The sequence below is a fragment of the Halorhodospira abdelmalekii genome, assembly GCF_016583625.1.
Classification (GTDB): Bacteria; Pseudomonadota; Gammaproteobacteria; order Nitrococcales; family Halorhodospiraceae; genus Halorhodospira; species Halorhodospira abdelmalekii.
Genome location: NZ_NRRN01000033.1, coordinates 1 through 20,432, shown reverse-complemented (window position 1 = coordinate 20,432; position 20,432 = coordinate 1). Strand labels below are relative to the sequence as shown.

Genomic DNA, 20,432 nt, shown 5'->3' with positions numbered 1-20,432 from the left:
TAGAAACCAAAAGGCTACGGCGCGATTTGGTAAGCTGATTGATTAATATCCCAATTTACCCAGTCCGTCCCATCACCACCGGAAGAGACCGCCATGCGCTTTTTCAACACCGAAGGCCCGGTGCGCCCTGAGATGCACTACGTGCTGCCACCACTCGGGCGTTGGAACGAAGTCGACGCCCTGGTCGGCGATCCCCTCGTCTCGCTGCTGCGGCAGTTGCGCGGCGGCCACCGCCGGCGTCATCAAAGGCGACGCGCGTAGTGCTTAGAATCGCCCCAAGCATCGCGACCGACACGACGGCCAACCGCGCGGATGCGCCGCTCCAGGCAGCCGCGACACGCCTCCCGCCCCTCATCGAGACAGGGCTTGCCGACGTAGAGCTGGTAGTGGCTCCGCGCTACGGTAGGGGTGATATTCGGCATCACGATGTTGGCGCCGCAGGCGATGCCCCGTTCGCGGCCATCGGGCACTAGGGTTTGCAAGGCGGTGGTGGCGGCGATATTGACATCGCGAAGCACCAGCCGGGTGGTGGCGATCATGTTCAGGGTCAGGGTCAGGAGCCGTTCTGGTGCCATCGTGGCCGCATCCGAATCCGGCATGGCGTTGCCGCTGGCGGTGAGGTAGGGGCCCATACCGATCATGTCGATGGCGTGGCTGGCGAAGAAGCGGATATCGGCAACCAGATCGGCAATGGTCTGGCCCGGCAGGCCGATCATCACCCCGGTACCGACTTGGAAGCCGCAGGCGGCCAGGTCTTCGAGCGCTTTTAGGCGCCTCTCGAAGCGCTGCTCAGGCGGATGCAAGCGGGCAAAGAGCGTCGGCGAACTGGTCTCGATCCGCAGCAGGTAGCGGTGGGCGCCCGCCTCGCGCCAGCGCTGGTAGGTCTCAGCACTCTGCTCGCCGAGTGAGAGGGTAATCCCCAGCCCTTGCGGCAGCTGTGCCGACCGGGTCTGCTGCTTGATGTCGCGAACACACGCCTCAATGAAAGCCGTGAACGGCTCGTCTTGGCGCTCCCCGGCCTGCAGCACGCAGGAGCCGTAACCGGCGTGCGCCGCCCACACGGCGGCCTCGACCACTGCTTCCTGATCGAGGGTGTAGCGTTCAACCGCGTGGTTCCCCCGACGAATGCCGCAGTAGTAGCAGTCGCGGATGCAGCGGTTGGAGAGCTCGATCAGGCCGCGGTAGTAGACGGCATCGCCGACCTCATGGGTCGTCAGGTCGTAAGCGGCGCGATGGAGCTGCGCCACCGCCGCCGGCTCTTCCAGCGTCAGAAGGGCCGCCAGATCGGCGCCGGAGAAGGCTCGTTGTGCCAAACGCTCGATCAGATTCTCGGCCAGCGGCTCGACTTGGTACTGGGCCTGTGGGTCGGTCTCGTGTTCAGCCTGTTGCTCAGCCCATTCTTCAGCCGGTTGATCGCCCACCGTGCTCATTGCGCTCCCCATACCGACACCCACGCCTGTCGCGTCGCCTGCGTCATCTCTCGTGACTTCTTGTAATAGGCCACTTCACACCACCTCCCTGCCCTCTCACCAGCTCTGCCCGTGCCGCCTCCTATGCCTGCCGCTGCGCTCCCCCCTGCCCCTCTACACTACTCGCCCCGAACTGCTGCTCTGCCCGCGTCCGCTGCAGCGCCTCAAGAGCCGCCGGGAAGGGCTCTAAGGCGCGCTCCAGAATCCCGAGGCTGAAGGCGATCGCCATGCCGTAGTTGGTCATTGGCACTTCCGCCGCCCGCGCCTGAAGCAAACGGCTGAGCACCGCCTTGCGGTTGAAGGTACAGGCGCCGCAGTGGATGATGAGCTGATAGGGAGAGAGGTCGTCTGGGAAGTCCTTACCGGCAACCGTAGTAAAATCGAGCTTGCCGCCGACGTAGTGGGTCAGCCAGCGCGGGATCTTGACCCGACCGATGTCTTCGGCGATGGGGTGGTGGGTACACGCCTCGGCGATCAGGATGCGGTCACCGCTCTGCAGCCGCTCGATGGCCAAAGCGCCGAGGGTCTGGCTGACCAGATCGCCCTTAAAGCGCGAGAAGAGGATCGAGAAGCTGGTCAGCGGGACCGCCGGCGGGGTATCGGCGGCCACCTGCAAAAAGGCCTGGGAGTCGGTCACCACCAGTTTAGGGGGGCGCCGCAGGGCATTGAGGGCGCCGCTAAGCTCCTGCTCCTTGACCACCAGGCAGCAGGCGTCGTGGTCTAATAGATCCCGAATGGTCTGCACCTGTGCCAAGATCAACCGCCCCTTAGGGGCCTCCTTATCGATCGGCACCACCAGAACCACCGTATCACCCGGCTCGACCAAATCACCCATAATGGTCGGATCGGCGATAAAGGCATCGGGCGCATGGTCGATGATCGCCTGGCGCAATTCGAGGACGCCCTCTCCGGCGGCAGCGGCCATGCACAGCCACGGCAACTCCTGCGCCTCCAGCGCAGCGAGCGTTGCCGTTGGCGGGGCGCCGAGATCGCTCTTGTTGTGCACCACCACGATCGGTGTATTGAGCGCTCGCAGGGCGTCGACCACACCTTGTTCGTAGTCGCCCCACGGGCCATCGGTCACAACGATACCGAGATCGGTGCGAGCAAAGACTTGCCGGGTCTTGGTAATGCGCTCCACTCCCAGACTGCCCTCGTCGTCGAGACCAGCGGTGTCGATAAAGAGCACCGGCCCGACCGGCAGCAGCTCCATTGGCTTCTCCACCGGATCGGTCGTCGTCCCGGCAACAGCCGAGACGATGGCCGAGTGCTGCTGGGTGATGGCGTTGAGCAGGCTCGACTTGCCGACGTTGCGGCGACCGAAGAGGCCGATGTGCAGTCGCAGGCCGCGGGGGGTGTTTTGGTTCATCGCAAACTCTCCATACGCTCTCTTCCCCTTTTCCGTTCCCGTTCCTGCTCAGCGACAGACGTCGCGTTTGCCGCGCTTGACCTTATCGACCATGACACGGGCGTAGTGCAGCGGCCTCTCTTCCATCGCCGCAAGGCACTCTTCGAGGGCCTGCTCGCCGACCGCACGAGTCTCATCGTCGCCGCAGTCGAGCAGATACTCCTCGAAGGTAGCAGCGGCGTTGGGGTCGCAGTAGAGCTTGATCTCACCCGGTTTAGCCAGGTCCATAAAGTCGGCACCGGTGCGGCCGCGCCGGTAGCAGGCGGTGCAGAAGGAGGGCAGGTAGCCCAAGCGCGCCACATCGCGCACCACCTCGGCGAGCGAGCGGTGGTCGCCGAGCGCGAATTGCCCCGCTGCCGCCTCGTCCTCCAGTTCCAACTGGCGCCCGGCCTCGCCTTCGGCCTGACGCCCTACCGCGCCCGCCGCCGGAGCAGCGCCGCTGCCGGTTGCCGTCGCGGCTTCACCAGCGTCCTCACCCGCAGCGGCGTAACCGCCGGGCTGGGTGCGGCTGCCGGCGGAGATCTGCGAGACCCCCAAGGCGAAGGTGTCACGGCGCATCGCTGCCGTCTCGCGGGTCGACATGACAATACCGGTGTAGGGCACGGCCAGGCGCAGGATGGCGACGATCTTACGAAAGTCGTCGTCGCTGACCGGCTGCGGCGGTGCGGCGGCCACTGCAGAACCGCTCGCCGGCTCCAGACGCGGTACGCTGATGGTGTGTGGGCCGACGCCGAAGCGCGCCTCGAGGTGGCGAATGTGCTGCATCAGGGCGAGCAGTTCAAAGCGCCAGTCGGCCAGTCCGAAGAGCACACCGATGCCGCAGTCGTCGATGCCGGCGGCCATGGCACGATCGATGGCAGTCAGGCGCCACTGGTAGTCGGCCTTAAGACCGCTGTGGTGGACGCGCCGATAGGTGTCGTGGTGGTAGGTCTCCTGAAAGAGCTGATAGGTGCCGATCTGTGCTGCTTGCAGGCGGGCAAACTCGGCCGTAGTTAGCGGCGCAATATTGACGTTGATGCGGCGGATCTGACCACGGCTGTGCTCGACCGCATAGATGGTGTCGATCGCCTCTAGGATGTAGTCGAAGCTGCGCGGCGTGTGGACCTCGCCAGTGACCAGCAGCAGGCGCTTGTGCCCCTGCTCAATCAGGACGCGGGTCTCGGCAGCGATCTCCTCTTGGCTCAGCGTCCGCCGCTCGATGGCTTTGTTGCGGGCGCGGAAGGCGCAGTAGCTGCACTCGTTGGCGCACTGGTTGGAGATGTAGAGCGGTGCAAAGAGCACCAAGCGGCGGCCGTAGATCGCCTCTTTGACAAAGCGCGCGGCATCGAAGAGCTCGGCAAGCAGCTCCGGCTCCTCAATCACCATCAGTGGCACGAGATCGGCGCCATCAAGCCCATTGAGGTCACGCGCCTTGGCCAGGATCTCGCGAACTGCAACCGGATCGGGGGCAAGCGGCCCCGTTGATCCCCCTGCCCTTCTTGTTTCTCCGAGCAACGCATTCGGCTGCTGCAGCGCCGCCCAGATCGGCCCCTCATCGATATCGAAAACGTCGCGCTCGCTCAGATCCCCGGGCCGCTTCATCGCCCTCTCCCGTTTCGTCTCCGCCTCCTCTTCAGAGGATCCACTTGCCGCGCCGCGTGTAGTGGGTGTGGAGCAACTTGTGCGCCTTGTGGCCGCACGGCCCATCGGTCAGAAACTCGGTATAGAGCCGCTGAATCACCGGATTGTCGTGCGATTTGTGGAGGCGGTAGCCGGTGGCCTCGGCGTAGAGCGCCTGCGTCCGCTGGGCACGGATCGCCGCCGTGGTTGGGATTGGCTGGCCGCCGCCACCGAGACAGCCGCCGGGACAGGCCATAATCTCGATAAAGTGGCACTCGCTGAACGGCCCACCCGCTTTGATGTCTGCGACCACCCTCTTGGCGTTGGCGATCCCGTGGGCGACACCGACCTTGAGGGTGGTGCCCTGCAGCCAGTTCCAGTCCGGCACCAGATGCTGCAGCAAGGCGGGGACCGGTCCGACCTCGTGGATCGGAATCTCGATTAGGCGCGCCCCCTCGAAACCGCGCACCGGGGTGATCTCGGCGTGGTCGTAGAAGTCCTCGACCTGCTTACTGGTGACCAGCTCAATGACGGTGCGCAGCGCCGCCTCCATCACCCCACCTGTGGCTCCGAAGATCAACCCGGCGCTGCTGCCGGCGCCGAAGGGGTCGTCGAAATCGGAGGGCGGCAGGTTGGGCAGATCGATACCGGTCTCGGCGACCATCTTGGCCAACTCGCGCGAGGTGAGGCCGAAGTCGACATCGTGGTAGCCGCTGTCGCACATCTCCGGTCGGTTGCACTCGAACTTCTTGGCGGCACACGGCATCAGAGCCACCACCACGATATCCTTCGGATCAAGACCGGCCTGCTCTGCGTAGTAAGTCTTGAGCAACGCCCCCAGCATCTGCTGCGGGCTCTTGGCCGATGAGAGGTTCTCGAGCATATCGGGATAGAAGTGCTCGTAGTACTTCACCCAGCCCGGCGAACAGCTGGTGAACTGCGGCAGCGCGATTGTGGCATCCCCTTTGACCAGCCGATTGTAGAGGCGCAGGATCAGCTCGGTCCCCTCCTCCATAATCGTCAGGTCGGCCGACTGCACGGTATCGAAGACGGCATCGAAGCCCATGCGGCGCGCGGCGGTGTTGATCTGACCGGTCAGTGAGGTGCCGGCTGGCAGGCCGAAGCACTCGCCGATGGAGGCGCGAGGCGAGGGGGCGGTCTGCAGCACCACAAACTTCTCTGGGTTATCGATTGCGGCCCAGATCTCATCGGTCTGGTCCTGCTCTCCGAGTGCGCCGGTGGGGCAGCGGTTGATGCACTGACCGCAGTTGATGCAAATGGCCGAGGCTAACTCATTCTCAGCAAAGGTGGAGATCCGCGCCTCATCGCTGCGGTTGACCACCGTTAGGCAGCCGATCTCTTGGAGCTCGCTGCAGGTGCGTACACAGCGTCGACACAAGACACACTTGTTGGGATCGTGGACGATGGCACTGGAGGAGCTATCGATCGGGTGGCGCGGCGACTCGACGTGGCCGAAACGAAACGAATCGACGCCGTACTCTTGTGCCAGGCTCTGCAATTCGCAGTTGTTGTTGCGCCGGCAGGTGTAGCACGAGCCGTGGTGGTTGGCGAGCAGCAGGTCAATGGTGTGGCGACGCGCCCGGCGCACTTCCGGGGTGTGGGTGTTGATCGTCAGCGGCTGGTTGACCGGTGTTGCACAGGCCGCTTGCAAGGTGCGCATGCCATCTATCGCCACTACGCAGACCCGGCAGACACCGGAGCTGCGCAGATCTTCGTGGTGGCAGAGGGTCGGGATGCGCACGCCGATCTGCCGTGCCGCATCAAGGATACTGGTCCCCTTGGCGACCTCTAACTCAACACCGTCGATGGTCAGACGAACGAGCTCAGCTGCGGTGGCTGGATCACCGGGGACGGCGCTACTGTGACCTATTGGGCCGCTCGGTGCGGAGCGGGAGGGGACTGCGCTGCTGCGGATCGCATCCGGGGTGTCGGGCATGGACTGGCTCACACTCTCTCTCCTCACTCGGTATTAAGCGGCGATGGGACGCGCCATCACCTCGTCCTTAAAGTGGGCGGCAATATCGAGCAGGATCTTGGGACTGCTCTGCCCAAGCCCGCAGAGGGAGGCCACCTGCATGCTCTTACCCAGTTCGATCAGCTGCTCCAGTTGATCCGTCGTACACCGCCCCTGCCGCAGTCGCTGCATTCCTTCGAGCAGTATGGCGTTGCCGTCGCGGCAAGGGGTGCACTGACCACACGACTCGGCAACAAAAAACTTCAGGTAGTTCTCGGCCACCACCAGCAGATCGCGCTGCGGCCCGTAGACGATGATCGAGCCACTGGTACCGAACTCTTCGTAGGCGATCTTACGCTCAAAGAGCGCCGCCGGAACCAAATGACCGGCGTAGCCACCGACCTGCACGGCCTTAGCGCCACCGCCGCCGACCCGCTCCAGCAACCCGGCCACCGTTGTCCCCCAAGGCACCTCGTAAACCCCCGGTTTGGCGCAGTCGCCCGATACACTAAGGAGCTTAAAGCCCTTGGAACGCTCGGTGCCCATCGCCGTAAACCACTCCGCCCCCCGATCCACAATCAGGCAGGTGGTGGCAAAGGTCTCGACGTTGTTGACCACGGTCGGCTGGCCGTGGAGGCCGAAGTCGACAGGATAGGGGATGCGATTGCGCGGCTCACCACGGAACCCTTCGAGCGATTCGAGCAGTGCCGTCTCTTCACCGCAGACGTAGGCACCGGCCCCCATCTGGATGCGGATGTCGAAGTCGAAACCGGCCTTGCCCATAATCCCGCAACCGAGCAGGCCGGCCTCGCGCCGAGCGGTAAGCAGCGCCTCCAACTGCGGGCGCAGGTAGCCGTACTCCCAGCGCAGGTAGATGATCCCTTCACGAGCGCCGGTGACATAGGCAGCGAGCGTCATCCCCTCGCACATCAACGCAGCGTAGCGCTCCAAGGTCACCCGATCCTTAAAGGTGCCCGGCTCACCCTCGTCGGCGTTGCAGACCACATACTTGGTCTCGCCTTCGGCCTCAGCGACCAGCCGCCACTTCGCACCGGTAGGGAAGCCAGCGCCACCGAGGCCACGCAGCCCCGAGGCCTCCAGCTCAGCGGCAACCTCTTGCGGCGTTCGCTGGAGCGCCTTACTGAGTGCACTCTCGGCCTGATAGGCCGCATAGCTCAGGCCGTCGACGTAGGTCTCCTTGGTCTCGCTGCAAATCGGCCGATGGGCACGCAACTGCTGCCTGCAGGTATCGAGGATCTGGCGCACCCGCTCCGGAGTCAGCGCCGAAAAGACCGCCTGATTGATCAGCATCGCTGGCGCCTGATCGTTCATGCCGATGCAGCTGGTCCACTCGAGGGTAAAGAGGCCATCGGCCGTGGTCTCACCGAACGCGATGCCTAAGTCTCGCTCCAGCTGACGGGCAATCACCTCAGCCCCGTTCATGAGCGAAGGCATATCGGCACTGAGGCGAATAACAAAACGGCCCTTGGGGCGGGTATTGATGAAGTGGTAGAAGGTCGCTACGCCGTAGACTTCGGAGGCGTGGATGGCGAGTTGGTCGGCGATATGCTGACTGGCAAAGTCGGAGATCCAGCCGTACTCGTCCTGCACTGCCAACAGGATCGGAATCAATTGATCGCGGCTAGCACCGTGATGCGCTACTACGGCTTCAACGAACTCCCGCAACCGCTCTTGTTCGGTCACCAGCATAGTGCCCCTCCCCCTGTTCCGTTTGACCCGGCCGATGATCGGCTCACTGCTCGAGGCCGCCACCTTGTGAGGGCCAATGCAAGAACCAATCTCGTACAATTCCACTACAAAAGCCACGTCTTGTAACCTAGCAGTGCACCATTGCCGCAGCTAACAGAAGAATCGAAGAATGGGGACGGATTTGAAATCCGTCCCCACATGCATACCAATCCGTCCCCACATGCATAACAACACAGCGACAGGCCCGTACCATGCAGCGACCGATCTACTTTGATACCGCCGCTACGACACCGCTAGACCCTGAGGTCTGCGCTGCGATGTTCGCCGTACTCAACGGTGAGGAGGCCTTCGCCAACCCCTCTTCCGCCGAGCACGAACCGGGCCTGCAGACCGCCGCCCGGATCGCCACAGCCCGCGCTAGTGTCGCCGAAGAGCTCGACTGTGAAGCCGATGAGGTGCTCTTTACCAGTGGTGCCACCGAAAGCATTAACCTTGCCCTGCGCGGCATTATGGACGCGGTAGCGCTGCGCGCTCCGGCGCAGCCGCGCCACATCGTCACCACGGCGATTGAGCACAAGGCGACCCTTGCTTGCTGCGCCGCCCTGGAAGAGATGGGAACGGCGGTCACTTATCTCGATCCGGCTGCCGACGGGCGAATCTGCCCGCAGGCGGTGCGGGATGCCTTGCGCCCAGAGACGCTGCTGATCTCGCTGATCGATACCAATAACGAGGTCGGTACAACGCAGCCGGTCGCCGAGGTCGCCGCTATAGCGGCCGAGCACGGGGTGGTGCTGCACGTCGATGCCGCCCAAGCCGCCGGCAAGCGAGCGATCGATGTGGCGGCCAGCGGGATCGATCTGCTCTCGTTCTCGGCGCATAAGTTTCACGGCCCGAAGGGAGTCGGAGTGCTAGTCGTGCGCGACCGCCCGCGCCTGCCGCTGCGCCCTCTCTGCTACGGCGGTGGCCAAGAGTTCGGGCTGCGCCCCGGCACCCTCCCGACCCATCAGATTGTCGGCCTCGCCCGCGCGCTCGAACTTGCCGCCGTACACCGACCCACCGATCTGCACCACGTCACCGAGCTGCGGCAGCGCCTCTTAGCCCAGCTGCGCGAATTCAACCCGCAGCCGTCGATCCACACGAACCTACAGCACAGCTCGCCCTATATCTTGAATTTTTCGATTCCGGGGATCTCCAGCGCGGCGCTGATCAATCAGACCCGCGATCAGATTGCTATTGCCTCCGGTTCGGCCTGTGCTGCCGGTGCAATCGACCCCTCACCGGTGCTGCGCGCCATGGGGGTCGACGACGACGCCCTCTACGGCGCGGTGCGGATCAGCTTCTCGCGCCAGCACAGCGCGGCCGATATCGACTTCGCCGCTGCGGCCATCGCCGCTGCTGTAGATCGCATTAGGAGGATGGGGACGGATTGACGGATTAGGGGACGGATTTTAATCCGTCCCCATCTTACCCCGCACCACCTGCGGCACCCGCCGCCCCGACGGCCCTTCGCGCATCCACACCACCTGCCGGTTGTGTTCAGGGCCGTAACTGACGTGGATCGGCCGATCTGCAGCATAGAAGTAGAGCCGATCGAAGGGGGTGTGGGCGGCTACCCACTGCGCCACCTCCCACATATCTTCGTCTTCGACGAGAAAATCGACCGCCGCTCCGCGCCGCTCACAGATCAGCTTGCCGCGGCGATTGAGCTCGTGCGCGGCGTGCTGATCGCGCTTTGGGTCGATGCGCCCCGGGATCTGCTTGGTCAGCTGTGGCGATGAGAAGGCGTAAGTCAGGCGGATCATGCCGAACCAATCGATCACCGGATCGAGCACCTGCTCGGCCAAGTCGAGCAGCGCATTCCAGCTCTCGACTTGCTGCGGGCGGTTATCGATGCCGCCAGTTCCGCCCGTCTCGCTCGCCTCGGTCGCCGCCTTGTCTGCTAGGCGCTGCCACGTCTCGCCGCACTCGATTAGATCGCGGAAGGTCAAAAACCGCCCACACGGATCGTCGAGCTGAGGCGGGGTGCGCGAACGGCGCAGCGTCAGGCCGTCGATCTCCCAGCGGTGACGCGCCAACGTCTCACGCAGCACCGCCGGCGGCGGCCCGTAGCCGGAGAGATCGAGCAGACCGAGTTCGGCCAGCGCCTCATCGAAGTCGCACTGCTCGGGGTAGCGCGGGTGCTCCTCGTGGAGATAGCGCGACTTCCAATAGAGGTAAGGCGGTTCGTACTCGTCGCCGTAGCTGAAGTAGTCGAACTCTTGCTCACGCAGCTTGATCTTGACGCGCTCTAACATTCGCGGCAAGGCCTGGCCATCGAAGTCATCAAAGCGCATCAAGGTGAGTTTGCCCGAGCCGATGTGGATCTTGACCAGGTCGGCGTTGCGCCAATCGCCGTAGAGCAGCGCGGCGGCGCCGACGTAGATGCGCAGCAGCGCCGGCAAACGCTCGACCAAGCTGCTGTGCAGCTGCAGCGAACCGTGCCCTGCGCGCTCCCAGTGCAAGTGACCTAAGCCGTTTTCGGCCGCCTCCTGACAAGCTTGGGCAACGGCGCTCGGATCGGCGATCTGCAGCAGCCGCTCGCGGCCCGCCGCTTGAGCACCCTGGTAGTCGCCAAAGAAGTAGCGCACATCGCGCCGCAGCGTCGGATCGAGATGACGATACGGCGGGCGTCGCTCGAACTGCAGCAAGGCGAAGTAGACCTCCAGATCGGCCTGGCGCCGCGCCTCGGCTTCGGCCAACAGGGCGGTCACCGCCTCATCGCCGAGTTCCAGACGCTGCCGCTGCTCGAGAAAGCGCAGAGCGCGTGCTACCCCGCCGAAGCCCTCGGTGAGTGCCAGACGGTCGGCGACCTCCTCCTTATCCGGCTTCCGCCCCAGCGTCAGCCACTGCGCCCAGAGCCGCTCCAGCGGCTCACGGTGGGCGGCGTAGCGCTCGGCGGCACGGCGCTCAGCCGCCGGTTGGCACGGCGCCCGCTGCTCCGTCGTGCGCATGCGGCGACGCTCTGCCGATCCACTCGATGCAGGGCGCAGACGGCGCCCGCGACTGCGGTAGCGCTCCAGCAAAAAGTGCTGCTCAAGGTCCTTATCGCGAAAGAGATAGAGCACACCGGGGGCAACGGGGATCGCCTCTTCATCAAGGGCGCGTTCCAGAAACGCCTTGATCTCACCCTGCGTGAAATACTTCTGAAAGGTACCGCGCTGGGTGATCACGCCGTCACGAAACTGCACCCCGCGCGGGTCGTTGTCGTTCGCGAGCATGACGGCGACGACGAGCAGCCGCTGCGTCAGTGACCAAGCACCGAGCAAGGCCTCTAAGCGCTCATCGAAATCCTCGATGACATTGATGACGAAACCGAGGTTGACCAAATCGGCGGAGTGTCGCGGCGCCTCGGCGGCGTAGTAAGGGTCCCAGCCGCTCGCCGCGATGCCGTTTTCGCGCAGCCCGCGCACATCGTCCCCGCGCCCGCAGCCGTAGTCGAAGAGGCTGTACCGCCCATCGAGAAAGCCGTGCCGCGCCAAGCTCTGCACCGGCGTTGAAAAGTCGTAGCGCACCAGCGCAGTCCGCTGCCGCGCCGCCTCCCAGTCGTCCGCGCTCGGGCGGCTCTGCTCACGCTCTTCGGGGCTCAGCGGCACCAGCGCGTGGCCGGCGATGCGGTAGCCGGCTTCGCGCACTTGTGCCAGCCACTGCCGTTGATAGCCGATGCGCGTCGTATCATCGAAGAGTCCGATCGTTTCGGCCGCTGCGGTCAGTTCAGCGTAGATCGCATAGCTGGGGTGATCAGGGGCGAGCAGCAGCTCTTTGCGGTGGAGGATGGGCGGATTGAGCGAGTCGCGGTAGCTGCGATAGCTCGTTACGGCCTCAACGCCACAAGCGTCGCCCTCGTCGCTCTTATCGGTCTCGACCGCCTCGCTGCCGCTAGAAACGCGGCGCTTCGGGACGTAGCGCCAACTCTCGGCGAGCGCGGGGAAGGGGTCGTCGAAGAAGTCGGGGTAGTGCAGCAGGGCGATCTCACCGACGCCGGCGAGTTCCCCTCCTCCTGGGTCAGACGCAGATACGCCGTCGCATCCAGCATTGTTTTCCGGCCCCGGGTTTTCCGGCCCCGGGACAGCGGTCGCATCCAACTCAAGGCGCACAACGTTAAACGACTCACCACTACGGAGACCAAACACCGCCGCTGCCGTTTCAATCGCGCGCTCCCAGAGGCTGCGCTGCGGCTCATCGAGTGCGACGAGCGCAGTGACATGCAGATAGGTGCGTCGTCCTATGCGTTTGCCGAGCATGAGTCGTCGTTCGTGCGCACGCGGTCAGGTACTGTACTCAGTGCACTCGCAACGGTGCACTCACATCCGGGCACTGCACCAATCAGGGGTGCCAAAACTTCACCAACGTGACAACAATCGCACCGACGCTAATCGTTGTGGCGAATGACCAAAGCATGAACCGGTCGATGCGACGAGTCATCTCCTCGAAGCGTCGGTCGACTTGATCAAAACGCTTGTCGATCTGCTCAATACGCCTCTCGACTTGCTCGAAGCGCTTGTCGACTTGCTCGAAACGCTTCTCGACCTGAGCAAAACCTTCACGCATCAAATCGCGCTGGTGCCGAAGCTCCTCCTCGACCCGCACCATGCGCTCGCGCAGTTCGATCTCATAGACCTGGGGCGGCTTACCAAGGCTCTGCTCGGCCAGCCAATCGCCCATGTTGGCCTTGATGAACTCGATGTCCTCTTGGGTTAACGCCATCGTTCTGTCCTACGCGCAATAAAAACCCGCCTCAATGGGTTTGCGGCAGTATAGCATTGCCGCCACCCGTCGTAGGCGATCGCCCTACCCGTGTTATCCTAGCGCAACGCTTATCTAGGCTAGGCAGTGCCAGATTCTGTAAACGGCTGGACTACCGAGCACGGCCCGGCTACCAACCACGACAGATCGCTGATACACCGATCACTGATATAGAGACCGAGGGAGGGCCTTATGATCATCAAGCCCCGCGTGCGCGGCTTCCTTTGCGCCACCACTCACCCGCACGGCTGCCGGGCTCACGTCCGTGAGCAGATCGACTACGTCAAGGGCAACGGCCCGGTGAACAACGGCCCGAAGCGGGTGCTGGTCATCGGCGCTTCCACCGGCTACGGCCTCGCCTCACGGATCGTCTCGGCCTTCGGCGCCGGGGCAGCCACCCTGGGTATCTTCTTCGAACGGCCCAGCAGCGAAAACAAACTCGGCTCACCAGGCTGGTACAACAGCGCCGCTTTCCAGGAGTTCGCCGAGGCCGAGGGTCTCTACGCTAAGAGCATCAACGGCGACGCCTTCAGCGATGAGATCAAGCAGCAGGCGATGGAACTGATCCGTCAAGAGATGGGCCAAGTCGACCTGGTGATCTACAGCTTAGCGGCACCTAAGCGGGTCCATCCGCGCACTGGCGAAGTCCACCGCTCGACCCTCAAACCGACCGGCAAGCCGACGACGCAAAAGGGCATCGATACCGACAAAGGCACGCTGCAGACCGTCCACTTAGAGCCGGCCACCGAGCAGGAGATCGAAGACACCGTAGCGGTCATGGGCGGTGAGGACTGGCAGATGTGGATTGAGGCCCTGGATGAGGCCGGACTCCTCGCCGATGGCGCCAAGACCACTGCCTACACCTACCTCGGCGGTGAGATCACTTGGGATATCTACTGGAACGGCACCATCGGCGCGGCAAAGAAGGATCTCGATCGGCGCGCAGCGCAGATCCACGAGCGCCTCGCAGCCAAAGGCGGCGAGGGGCGCGTCTCGGTGCTCAAGGCCCTCGTCACTCAGGCCTCAGCCGCCATCCCAGCGATGCCGATCTACCTCGCTCTGCTGTTTAAGGTGATGAAGGAGCGCGGCACGCACGAAGGCTGCATTGAGCAGATCGATCGGCTCTTCCGCGAAAGCCTCTGCAGCGCTGAGCCGGTGCTCGACGATGAGGGGCGGATTCGCGTCGATCTCTGGGAGCTCGACCCCGAGGTGCAAAGCGAGGTCGCGCGTCGCTGGGAGCAACTGACCGACGATAACATTGACGAGCTGACCGACTTCGCCGGCTACCAGCGCGACTTCTTAAAGCTGTTCGGTTTCGGGCTCGACGGCATCGACTACGAGGCCGATGTCGATCCCCACGTTACCATCCCGAATTTGGCTTACGATTCCGGCGGTCGCTGAACACACCGCCGACAGCGCCAGGGACGGCGCCCACCTGTTCTCACTCCTCCTCGATCCCGCTTAACCACACCTTAAGCCGCTCAATCTCGGCCTCACTCCACCCCGGCGGCTCGGTAAGCGCGTGCCACGCATCGATGTAGTGTTCTACCGCATAGTTGTGGCCGTAGCCCGCCGGGGTCGTGCCGGCAGTCATATCGGCGGCCAGCTGCAACATGGTTACGATGGGGTACCAGCGCAGATCGGGCGCAACATCGGGGGCCCGCTGACCGCTCATCCAGGCCGGCTCGCGGAAAAAGGCTTCCGGCTCGAAGAAGGTCACCGGATCGCTGGCGTACTGTAAAAAGCCGATGCGAAACGGCCCCCATGGGGCATCAGGCCGCTCGAAGCCGTGCTCTTGGTTCATGAAACGGACTACGTGCCCGTCGCGAAAGATCGGCAGCCACGCCGGAGAGCCACGATCGCGCCGCTGAGTGATCCGCTGCCACGTCTCGCTGCGAAACGGCGGCCCACTCCAGAGCGCACCCTGAAAGGGGTCGTGGATAATATCGTAGAAGTCGAACGAACGATCCGAATTCAACGCACCCAAACTGAGTCCGTGCAGGTAGAGAGCCGGACGCTCATCGGCTGGCAACTCGGTCCAGTAGCCGTAGATCACCTCGAAGAGGGCGCGCGCGGTCTCCACTCCGTAGTCGGACTCAACCCAAAGCGACAACGGACTTGGCAGGTAGGAGTATTGCGCCGCAACCGTGGCGATATCACCGCGGTGAAGATACTCGATCGGGATCGCCGCCGCCGGGTCGACCCAGCCGGTACCGGTCGGCGTAACCAGCAGCAGGACCGAGCGTTCAAAGGCGTTCACCCGTTGCAGTTCGGCCAACGCGAGCGCAGCACGCTCCTCGGCGGTCTCGGCGGCATTCAAACCGATATAGACGCGGATCGGCTCTAGCACTGTATCGTCGCCGAAAAATTCGCTCAGATTGGCAACACTCGGTCCGGTTGCGATGTAGTTGCGTCCCTGCCGCCCCAGATCACGCCACTCCACCAACGAATCTGGACTGCCGGTCTTTTTCGGTGAGAGCGGGCGTTCCAAATCGTCTTCGATCAAGGCATCGACTTGCTGATAGGAGCTGTCGGCGACCTGCAGCGCCACCGTAAAGACCACCCCGTCGATCAGCGCCCAAAAGAGCGCCAGTGCAGCCATGACCCAGACGGCATACGAGATCCGCCGCGGCACAATACGCTGCAGCTTCCGCGACAAGAAACGGAACGTGGCACGAAAGAGACGCGCGACGATCAGCATGGCGACAAAGACCAAGGCGGCGATCGCTACGACCCCGAGCGGCTGCACAGTCACCGTCTCCTCGATGCCCATCAACTCGCGCACCGCCATCTGCCACTCCGAGGCGCGCCACATAAAGAGCAGCATGACGAGCACGCAGCCACTGCCGGCGACGATGGAGATCACCCGTGCGGTGCGCAGTCGTGGTCCCGGCAGCTCGAGGTAGTACCAGAGCCACTGCCCAAAGACCCCCAGGGCGTACCCGGCGGTAAACGACAGCCCAGCGATCAGACCCTGCATCGCGAAGGGCCGCGGCAACAGGCTCGGGGTGAGCGAGAAGGCAAAAAAGAGGGTGCCGAAGAGCACCCCGACAATTGACAGTGGGCTGATCCACCTCATCCGATCGAGCTCCTGAAAAAACGACCCAAGCATTTTGCACCGCGAGAGCGTTGCCGCATACTAAGACGAAAGCCAAACCATCTCAATTTAGGGGTCGTCTGTATGAACTACTCCATGAGCGCCTCGGAGCTCACTGTCCTGCTTGCCGAGCCCTCCGAGGTTCAGCGCCGTATTCTCGCCCACAGTCTACAGAACGCCGGTATCCACCGGCTCGAAGCAACCGGCTCTCTGACTGAGGCACGTCGTCTCTACGCTGCCCATCGCCCCGATCTGGTCATCAGCGCCATGTACCTGCCCGAGGGCACCGCCGAGGAGTGGATGCTGGAGCTGCGCAACGACCCCGAAACCGAAGATCAGGCCTTTATGCTGGTCTCCAGTATCCGCGACCGCAAACAGCTAGAGACCCTGCGACAATCGGGCATCATGGCGATCCTGCCTAAACCCTTCAGTGCCGAGGATCTCGACCGCGCGCTGCGGGCCAGCCTCGACTTCCTCAGTGAGCAAGAGCTGGATCTAGAGCTGTTCGATATCACCGAGCTGCGCATCCTGCTCGTCGACGACAGTCGCCTAGCACGCAAGTACATCCGCCGGGTGCTCGAGTCGATCGGTGCCGAAATCTTTATCGAGGCCGCCAACGGCCGCGAGGCCGTTGACGCACTCAGCGAGCACGGCTTCGACCTCGTTGTCACCGATTACAACATGCCGGAGATGGATGGCCGTGAGCTGACAGACTACATCCGCAACAACCCCAACCTGCTCCACCTGCCGATCCTCATGGTCAGCTCTGAAAGCAACCAGGCCAGCCTCAGCGCCGTGGCTCAAGCCGGGGTCGATGCGATCTGCGATAAACCGTTCGACCCCGAAACCGCCCGCGGAATCCTAGCGCGCATGCTCGGCGACGGGGGCGCCTAAGGGGTCGTGCACAAGCGCGGTCGCCGCGGCATCGGCATCGGGCAAGCCGATCTCTTGATCGTACTGCAGATCGAGCCTGAGGACGTAGACCGCCTCGATACGCGCATTCACCCCTTCGGCGCGCAGCGCCTCGTTACTCAAGCGAAGGATCTCAGTCACCAGACGGCGACGCCCTTCGCGCCCCGAGAACTCGGCTGGCTGCCACAAGGCGAGCCCTTCGACGAGTTCGCTGCGCAGCGTCGGCATGTGATGGGCAATCGCCTGCACGGTCGGATCGTGCCGCGTCACCAACTCAAGCCGGATATGCGCTGCGCCATCCTCCCACCCCTGCTCCGGACCGATCTCCAGCGCCGGCTCCAACAAGATATAGCGCGGCGAATCGGCCAGCTCCGCAGCCTCGATCTGCTGTTGCCAGGCTGCCGGCGTGTAGACACCCGTAACCAGAGCCCCGACCGCCACCGCCATCAGCGCGCTCAGCATCGCTAAAAAGAGTGTGTATGCGACCATGCCCCCATCCCCTTCCAATCCCCTCAACGCGCCACCACCACGGCGCACCGAGGGCGTACATCCAATATAACCAAGACGCGCCCCCACACGCCACAGGCACAAAAAAGGGGCCAGACCGCTCCAGTCTAGCCCCTCTTTGCAATCTGGTCGGGGTGGCAGGATTTGAACCTGCGGCCCCTGCCTCCCGAAGGCAGTGCTCTACCAAACTGAGCTACACCCCGTTATCTACTCCCTACGCGCTCCCTCTCGCCGTCCGCCGCGGCGGCTGGCTACATCGTCCGCTACATCGTCCGCGATACCGACCCCTCAGCCAGCTCCACAAGGGCATCACGCCACTCCGAAGCGGGGAGCACCGAGACCAGGCTCGCGATCGCCTGTTTCACCTCAGCCTCAGCGAGCTGCCTAGTGTATTCTGCCGAGCCGTTCTTTTCAATAGCACGTCCCACCGCTTCCATCCGCTCTAACCCGCCGGCCTCGATCGCCTGGCGAATCAGCTGCCGGTCGGCCTCGTCACCAACACGCATCGCATGAAGCAACGGCATCGTCGTCTTGCCCTCGGCCAGATCGTCACCGATATTCTTGCCAATCTCCGCGGCGTTGCCGCTGTAGTCGAGCGCGTCGTCGACCAGTTGATAGGCCGTCCCCAAGTGGCGGCCGTACGCCCCGAGAGCATCGCAGACCGAGGACTCTAACCGTGCCAAAATCGCTCCACACTGACATCCAGCCTCGAAGAGGGTCGCCGTCTTACGGTAGATGACCTGCCGATACTCCTCTTCGCTAATGTCCGGTTCATGCACATTCATTAGCTGCATGACCTCGCCGCGGGCAATCGTATTGGTCGCATGCGCCATAACCCGCAGCACTGGCATCGAGTCGAGCTCGACCATCATCTCGAAGGCACGGGTGTAGAGAAAGTCACCGACCAGAACGCTCGCCTCGTTGCCCCAGATCGTATGCGCAGTCTGACGGCCGCGACGCAACTGCGAGCCATCGACGACATCGTCGTGCAGCAGGGTCGCCGTATGGATAAACTCGATCACCGCCGCGAGGAGGATGTGATCATCTCCGCTGTGGCCACAGGCACGCGCTGCCAGCAGCGCAACGAGCGGACGCAGCCGCTTCCCGCCGCTGTGGACGATATGGTGGCCGAGCTGATTGATCAGCACCACATCGGACGCGAGCCGCTCCTCGATCAAGCGATTGACCGCCGCCATATCAACAGCAGCCAACTCGCGGATGGCATCAAGTTTCATGGGCAAACCGAGCCTGCGATTGGGCAGAGAGGATCTTTAGGTAGGGCCATCTAAAACTTCTGACATCTTCCTCCCTCGAAAGCGCGACCAGCATAGCGGCGCTTTGCGACTCCCGCAAGGGGAAGCTCGGCGGGGCTTGTCACGCGACTGGTCAAAGCTCTTTACGGGCGATGCGATGGCGCACGATACGGATCAGCAGCCAGATCGAGAAGACTACAATCGGCACCAACAAGCCCTGATAGAGCTCGACGCGCGGGATCCAGCCGGCGTCGTGGCCCGCCTTGAGCAAGTAACTCAGCAGGCCCATGAGATAGTAGCTGATCGCCGCCACGGAGAGCCCTTCGACCGTCTCTTGGAGGCGAAACTGCAGGTCGGCGCGGCGGTTCATCGAGTCGAGTAGATCGCGGTTTTGCGCCTCAAGCGCAACATCGACCCGTGTGCGCAGCAAATCCCCGGTGCGGGCGATTCGCTGTGAGAGCGATTCGCGGCGCGCCGTTGCGGTCTCGCAGGTGCGCATCGCCGGGACGAGGCGCCGCTCCATGAACTCCTGGATCGTCTGTACGCCCTGGATGCGCTGCTCGCGCAACTCCTGAATGAGCCGCTGCACCAGCTCGAAGTAGGCGCTGGCAGCGTGGAAGCGGTAGTTGGTGTTATTGCCGATGCGCTCGACCTGAGCGGCCAACTCGGTTAGGCGACCGAGCAGCACTTGCTCATCACTCGCCGAGCGCCGGCGCTGCCGGGTCATGTGCTCGGTGATCCAAGCCAGGCGCTCTTCGAGCTCATTCAGTTTCGGGTTAAGCTGCCGGGCGACCGGGAAGGCCAGCAACGCCATCATGCGGTAAGTCTCGATCTCGAGCAGGCGCTGTACGGCACGCCCCGCTTGGCGGCTGCGCAGATTGACATCGCGCATCAAGATGCGGGTAAAACCGTCGTCCTGAATGCGAAAATCAGTCCAGACGCGCGCCGCTCCCCCGGTGATGTGACTCCCCACCAGTTGATCGTTACCAAACAGGCGCTGAATAGTTGCGTTTGAGCGCGGCACCGACCACGCCGGCTCTAAAGCCAAGTGGACCCCGACTAGGCGCGGCCCGGGGACTGCGTAGAGCCAATCGAAGGGGACCTGATCGAGTGGCGATGAGGCGAAGGGCTCATCGAAAGCGCCCTCGACAAAGAAGGTGTAGGTTGAGATCTCGGTGCGCCGCTCCCACTTGAGGCGAAACGGCCCGAAGTCGGCCGATAAGTGTTCGGCGCCCGAGTGCGGCGGGGTCACGCCGAAGCGCCGGCACAGGTCAGTGATGGCCTCCAAGTCAGCCTCGCCGGCACGCCGCCCGGAGAGCATCCCGAGATGGGTGACCTGGACCGGCGCCTCCAGCGCCTCGTGCGGGCGGGCGTGGACCTCGTCGTTGACCTCTTGCCGCAGCGGATGGTCGTTAAAGGCGCCGTAGACCGTCTCGACCCGGTGCTCAGGTGGGGCATCCATCAGTGACATGATTCGAACTCGTCTGGCGCTTGAAAGTGACCGGGTGGTGCCACAACGCTCATAGCAGGCAACTGGCAGGCAACAGAGGAGCCTGGGCAATCAAGAGCCTGGCTAGCGAAGCGGCATCTGATTCAGCATTCTAGCAAATTGAGCCACAGTAGTTTGCCTGCATACTTTGACGATTAGTGAGCGTTCAGATGTGTTATCCTCGCCCCCGCTTAGACGGCCCCTTGACCGCCCCCCGCCCTCCCCAACGGC

At 63.4% G+C, this 20,432-nt stretch carries 15 protein-coding genes and 1 tRNA gene; 4 read left to right on the top strand and 12 right to left on the bottom strand.

The window, feature by feature from the left end; all coding sequences use genetic code 11:
* Positions 1-93: 93 nt before the first annotated feature.
* The gene (locus tag CKO15_RS09060) at positions 94-261 is read left to right on the top strand and encodes a hypothetical protein (protein ID WP_200195253.1); all 168 of its coding nucleotides are present in this window, start codon (positions 94-96) and stop codon (positions 259-261) included.
* Here the strand turns inward: CKO15_RS09060 and hydE are convergent.
* From hydE to CKO15_RS09035, 5 genes are all read right to left on the bottom strand, one after another.
* Complete coding sequence (gene hydE / locus CKO15_RS09055; protein ID WP_200195251.1) at positions 243-1,430, bottom strand: [FeFe] hydrogenase H-cluster radical SAM maturase HydE; 1,188 nt, start codon at positions 1,428-1,430, stop codon at positions 243-245. The genes CKO15_RS09060 and hydE overlap by 19 nt on opposite strands.
* 121 nt (positions 1,431-1,551) lie before the next feature.
* Entirely contained in the window at positions 1,552-2,838 is a 1,287-nt protein-coding gene (hydF, locus tag CKO15_RS09050) for a [FeFe] hydrogenase H-cluster maturation GTPase HydF (RefSeq protein WP_200195249.1), read from the bottom strand.
* A 48-nt stretch (positions 2,839-2,886) separates the two neighbouring features.
* Positions 2,887-4,458, bottom strand: coding sequence for a [FeFe] hydrogenase H-cluster radical SAM maturase HydG (hydG, locus tag CKO15_RS09045; RefSeq protein ID WP_200195247.1), 1,572 nt, complete (start codon positions 4,456-4,458; stop codon positions 2,887-2,889).
* 31 nt (positions 4,459-4,489) lie between these two features.
* Positions 4,490-6,445 (bottom strand): NADH-dependent [FeFe] hydrogenase, group A6, encoded by a 1,956-nt coding sequence (locus tag CKO15_RS09040; protein ID WP_338036033.1) that lies wholly within the window; start codon positions 6,443-6,445, stop codon positions 4,490-4,492.
* A gap of 21 nt (positions 6,446-6,466) precedes the next feature.
* The gene (locus CKO15_RS09035; protein ID WP_200195245.1) at positions 6,467-8,161 is read right to left on the bottom strand and encodes an NAD(P)H-dependent oxidoreductase subunit E; all 1,695 of its coding nucleotides are present in this window, start codon (positions 8,159-8,161) and stop codon (positions 6,467-6,469) included.
* A 251-nt stretch (positions 8,162-8,412) separates the two neighbouring features.
* Here CKO15_RS09035 and CKO15_RS09030 point away from each other — a divergent pair, with 251 nt between their 5' ends.
* On the top strand, positions 8,413-9,591 hold the full coding sequence (locus CKO15_RS09030) for a cysteine desulfurase family protein (protein ID WP_200195243.1): 1,179 nt from the start codon (positions 8,413-8,415) through the stop codon (positions 9,589-9,591).
* A gap of 18 nt (positions 9,592-9,609) precedes the next feature.
* On the opposite strand, the gene CKO15_RS09025 is transcribed toward CKO15_RS09030, so the two are convergent.
* Together CKO15_RS09025 and CKO15_RS09020 are read right to left on the bottom strand one after the other, a co-directional pair.
* Positions 9,610-12,441, bottom strand: a complete 2,832-nt coding sequence (locus CKO15_RS09025; protein WP_200195241.1) for a DNA phosphorothioation-associated putative methyltransferase — start codon at positions 12,439-12,441, stop codon at positions 9,610-9,612.
* 82 nt (positions 12,442-12,523) lie between these two features.
* Complete coding sequence (locus tag CKO15_RS09020) at positions 12,524-12,904, bottom strand: hypothetical protein (RefSeq protein ID WP_200195239.1); 381 nt, start codon at positions 12,902-12,904, stop codon at positions 12,524-12,526.
* A 231-nt stretch (positions 12,905-13,135) separates the two neighbouring features.
* Here CKO15_RS09020 and fabV point away from each other — a divergent pair, with 231 nt between their 5' ends.
* Positions 13,136-14,344, top strand: coding sequence for an enoyl-ACP reductase FabV (gene fabV, locus CKO15_RS09015; protein WP_200195237.1), 1,209 nt, complete (start codon positions 13,136-13,138; stop codon positions 14,342-14,344).
* 40 nt (positions 14,345-14,384) lie between these two features.
* Here fabV and CKO15_RS09010 read toward each other — a convergent pair whose 3' ends face one another.
* On the bottom strand, positions 14,385-16,022 hold the full coding sequence (locus CKO15_RS09010; RefSeq protein ID WP_200195234.1) for an alpha/beta hydrolase: 1,638 nt from the start codon (positions 16,020-16,022) through the stop codon (positions 14,385-14,387).
* A 102-nt stretch (positions 16,023-16,124) separates the two neighbouring features.
* Between CKO15_RS09010 and CKO15_RS09005 the strand changes: the two genes are divergently transcribed.
* A complete protein-coding gene (locus CKO15_RS09005) occupies positions 16,125-16,934 on the top strand; it encodes a response regulator transcription factor (RefSeq protein WP_200195233.1) in 810 nt (269 codons plus the stop codon).
* Here the strand turns inward: CKO15_RS09005 and CKO15_RS09000 are convergent.
* The 4 genes from CKO15_RS09000 to CKO15_RS08985 form a co-directional block, all read right to left on the bottom strand.
* On the bottom strand, positions 16,902-17,441 hold the full coding sequence (locus CKO15_RS09000) for a flagellar basal body-associated FliL family protein (protein WP_200195231.1): 540 nt from the start codon (positions 17,439-17,441) through the stop codon (positions 16,902-16,904). The genes CKO15_RS09005 and CKO15_RS09000 overlap by 33 nt on opposite strands.
* A 144-nt stretch (positions 17,442-17,585) precedes the next feature.
* Positions 17,586-17,662: transfer RNA gene (locus CKO15_RS08995), tRNA-Pro, on the bottom strand.
* Positions 17,663-17,722: 60 nt separating this feature from the next.
* Positions 17,723-18,694: an octaprenyl diphosphate synthase gene (gene ispB / locus CKO15_RS08990; RefSeq protein WP_200195229.1), complete on the bottom strand. Its 972-nt coding sequence runs from the start codon at positions 18,692-18,694 to the stop codon at positions 17,723-17,725.
* 151 nt (positions 18,695-18,845) lie between these two features.
* Complete coding sequence (locus CKO15_RS08985; RefSeq protein ID WP_200195282.1) at positions 18,846-20,174, bottom strand: DUF3422 family protein; 1,329 nt, start codon at positions 20,172-20,174, stop codon at positions 18,846-18,848.
* Positions 20,175-20,432 lie beyond the last annotated feature (258 nt).

Coding starts and splice junctions, on each gene's coding strand:
- CKO15_RS09060 (WP_200195253.1), top strand. CDS start 94: ATGCGCTTTTTCAACACCGAAGGCCCGGTGCGCCCTGAGATGCACTAC.
- hydE (WP_200195251.1), bottom strand. CDS start 1,430: ATGAGCACGGTGGGCGATCAACCGGCTGAAGAATGGGCTGAGCAACAG.
- hydF (WP_200195249.1), bottom strand. CDS start 2,838: ATGAACCAAAACACCCCCCGCGGCCTGCGACTGCACATCGGCCTCTTC.
- hydG (WP_200195247.1), bottom strand. CDS start 4,458: ATGAAGCGGCCCGGGGATCTGAGCGAGCGCGACGTTTTCGATATCGAT.
- CKO15_RS09035 (WP_200195245.1), bottom strand. CDS start 8,161: ATGCTGGTGACCGAACAAGAGCGGTTGCGGGAGTTCGTTGAAGCCGTA.
- CKO15_RS09030 (WP_200195243.1), top strand. CDS start 8,413: ATGCAGCGACCGATCTACTTTGATACCGCCGCTACGACACCGCTAGAC.
- CKO15_RS09025 (WP_200195241.1), bottom strand. CDS start 12,441: ATGCTCGGCAAACGCATAGGACGACGCACCTATCTGCATGTCACTGCG.
- CKO15_RS09020 (WP_200195239.1), bottom strand. CDS start 12,904: ATGGCGTTAACCCAAGAGGACATCGAGTTCATCAAGGCCAACATGGGC.
- fabV (WP_200195237.1), top strand. CDS start 13,136: ATGATCATCAAGCCCCGCGTGCGCGGCTTCCTTTGCGCCACCACTCAC.
- CKO15_RS09010 (WP_200195234.1), bottom strand. CDS start 16,022: ATGAGGTGGATCAGCCCACTGTCAATTGTCGGGGTGCTCTTCGGCACC.
- CKO15_RS09005 (WP_200195233.1), top strand. CDS start 16,125: ATGAACTACTCCATGAGCGCCTCGGAGCTCACTGTCCTGCTTGCCGAG.
- CKO15_RS09000 (WP_200195231.1), bottom strand. CDS start 17,441: ATGGTCGCATACACACTCTTTTTAGCGATGCTGAGCGCGCTGATGGCG.
- ispB (WP_200195229.1), bottom strand. CDS start 18,694: ATGAAACTTGATGCCATCCGCGAGTTGGCTGCTGTTGATATGGCGGCG.
- CKO15_RS08985 (WP_200195282.1), bottom strand. CDS start 20,174: ATGGATGCCCCACCTGAGCACCGGGTCGAGACGGTCTACGGCGCCTTT.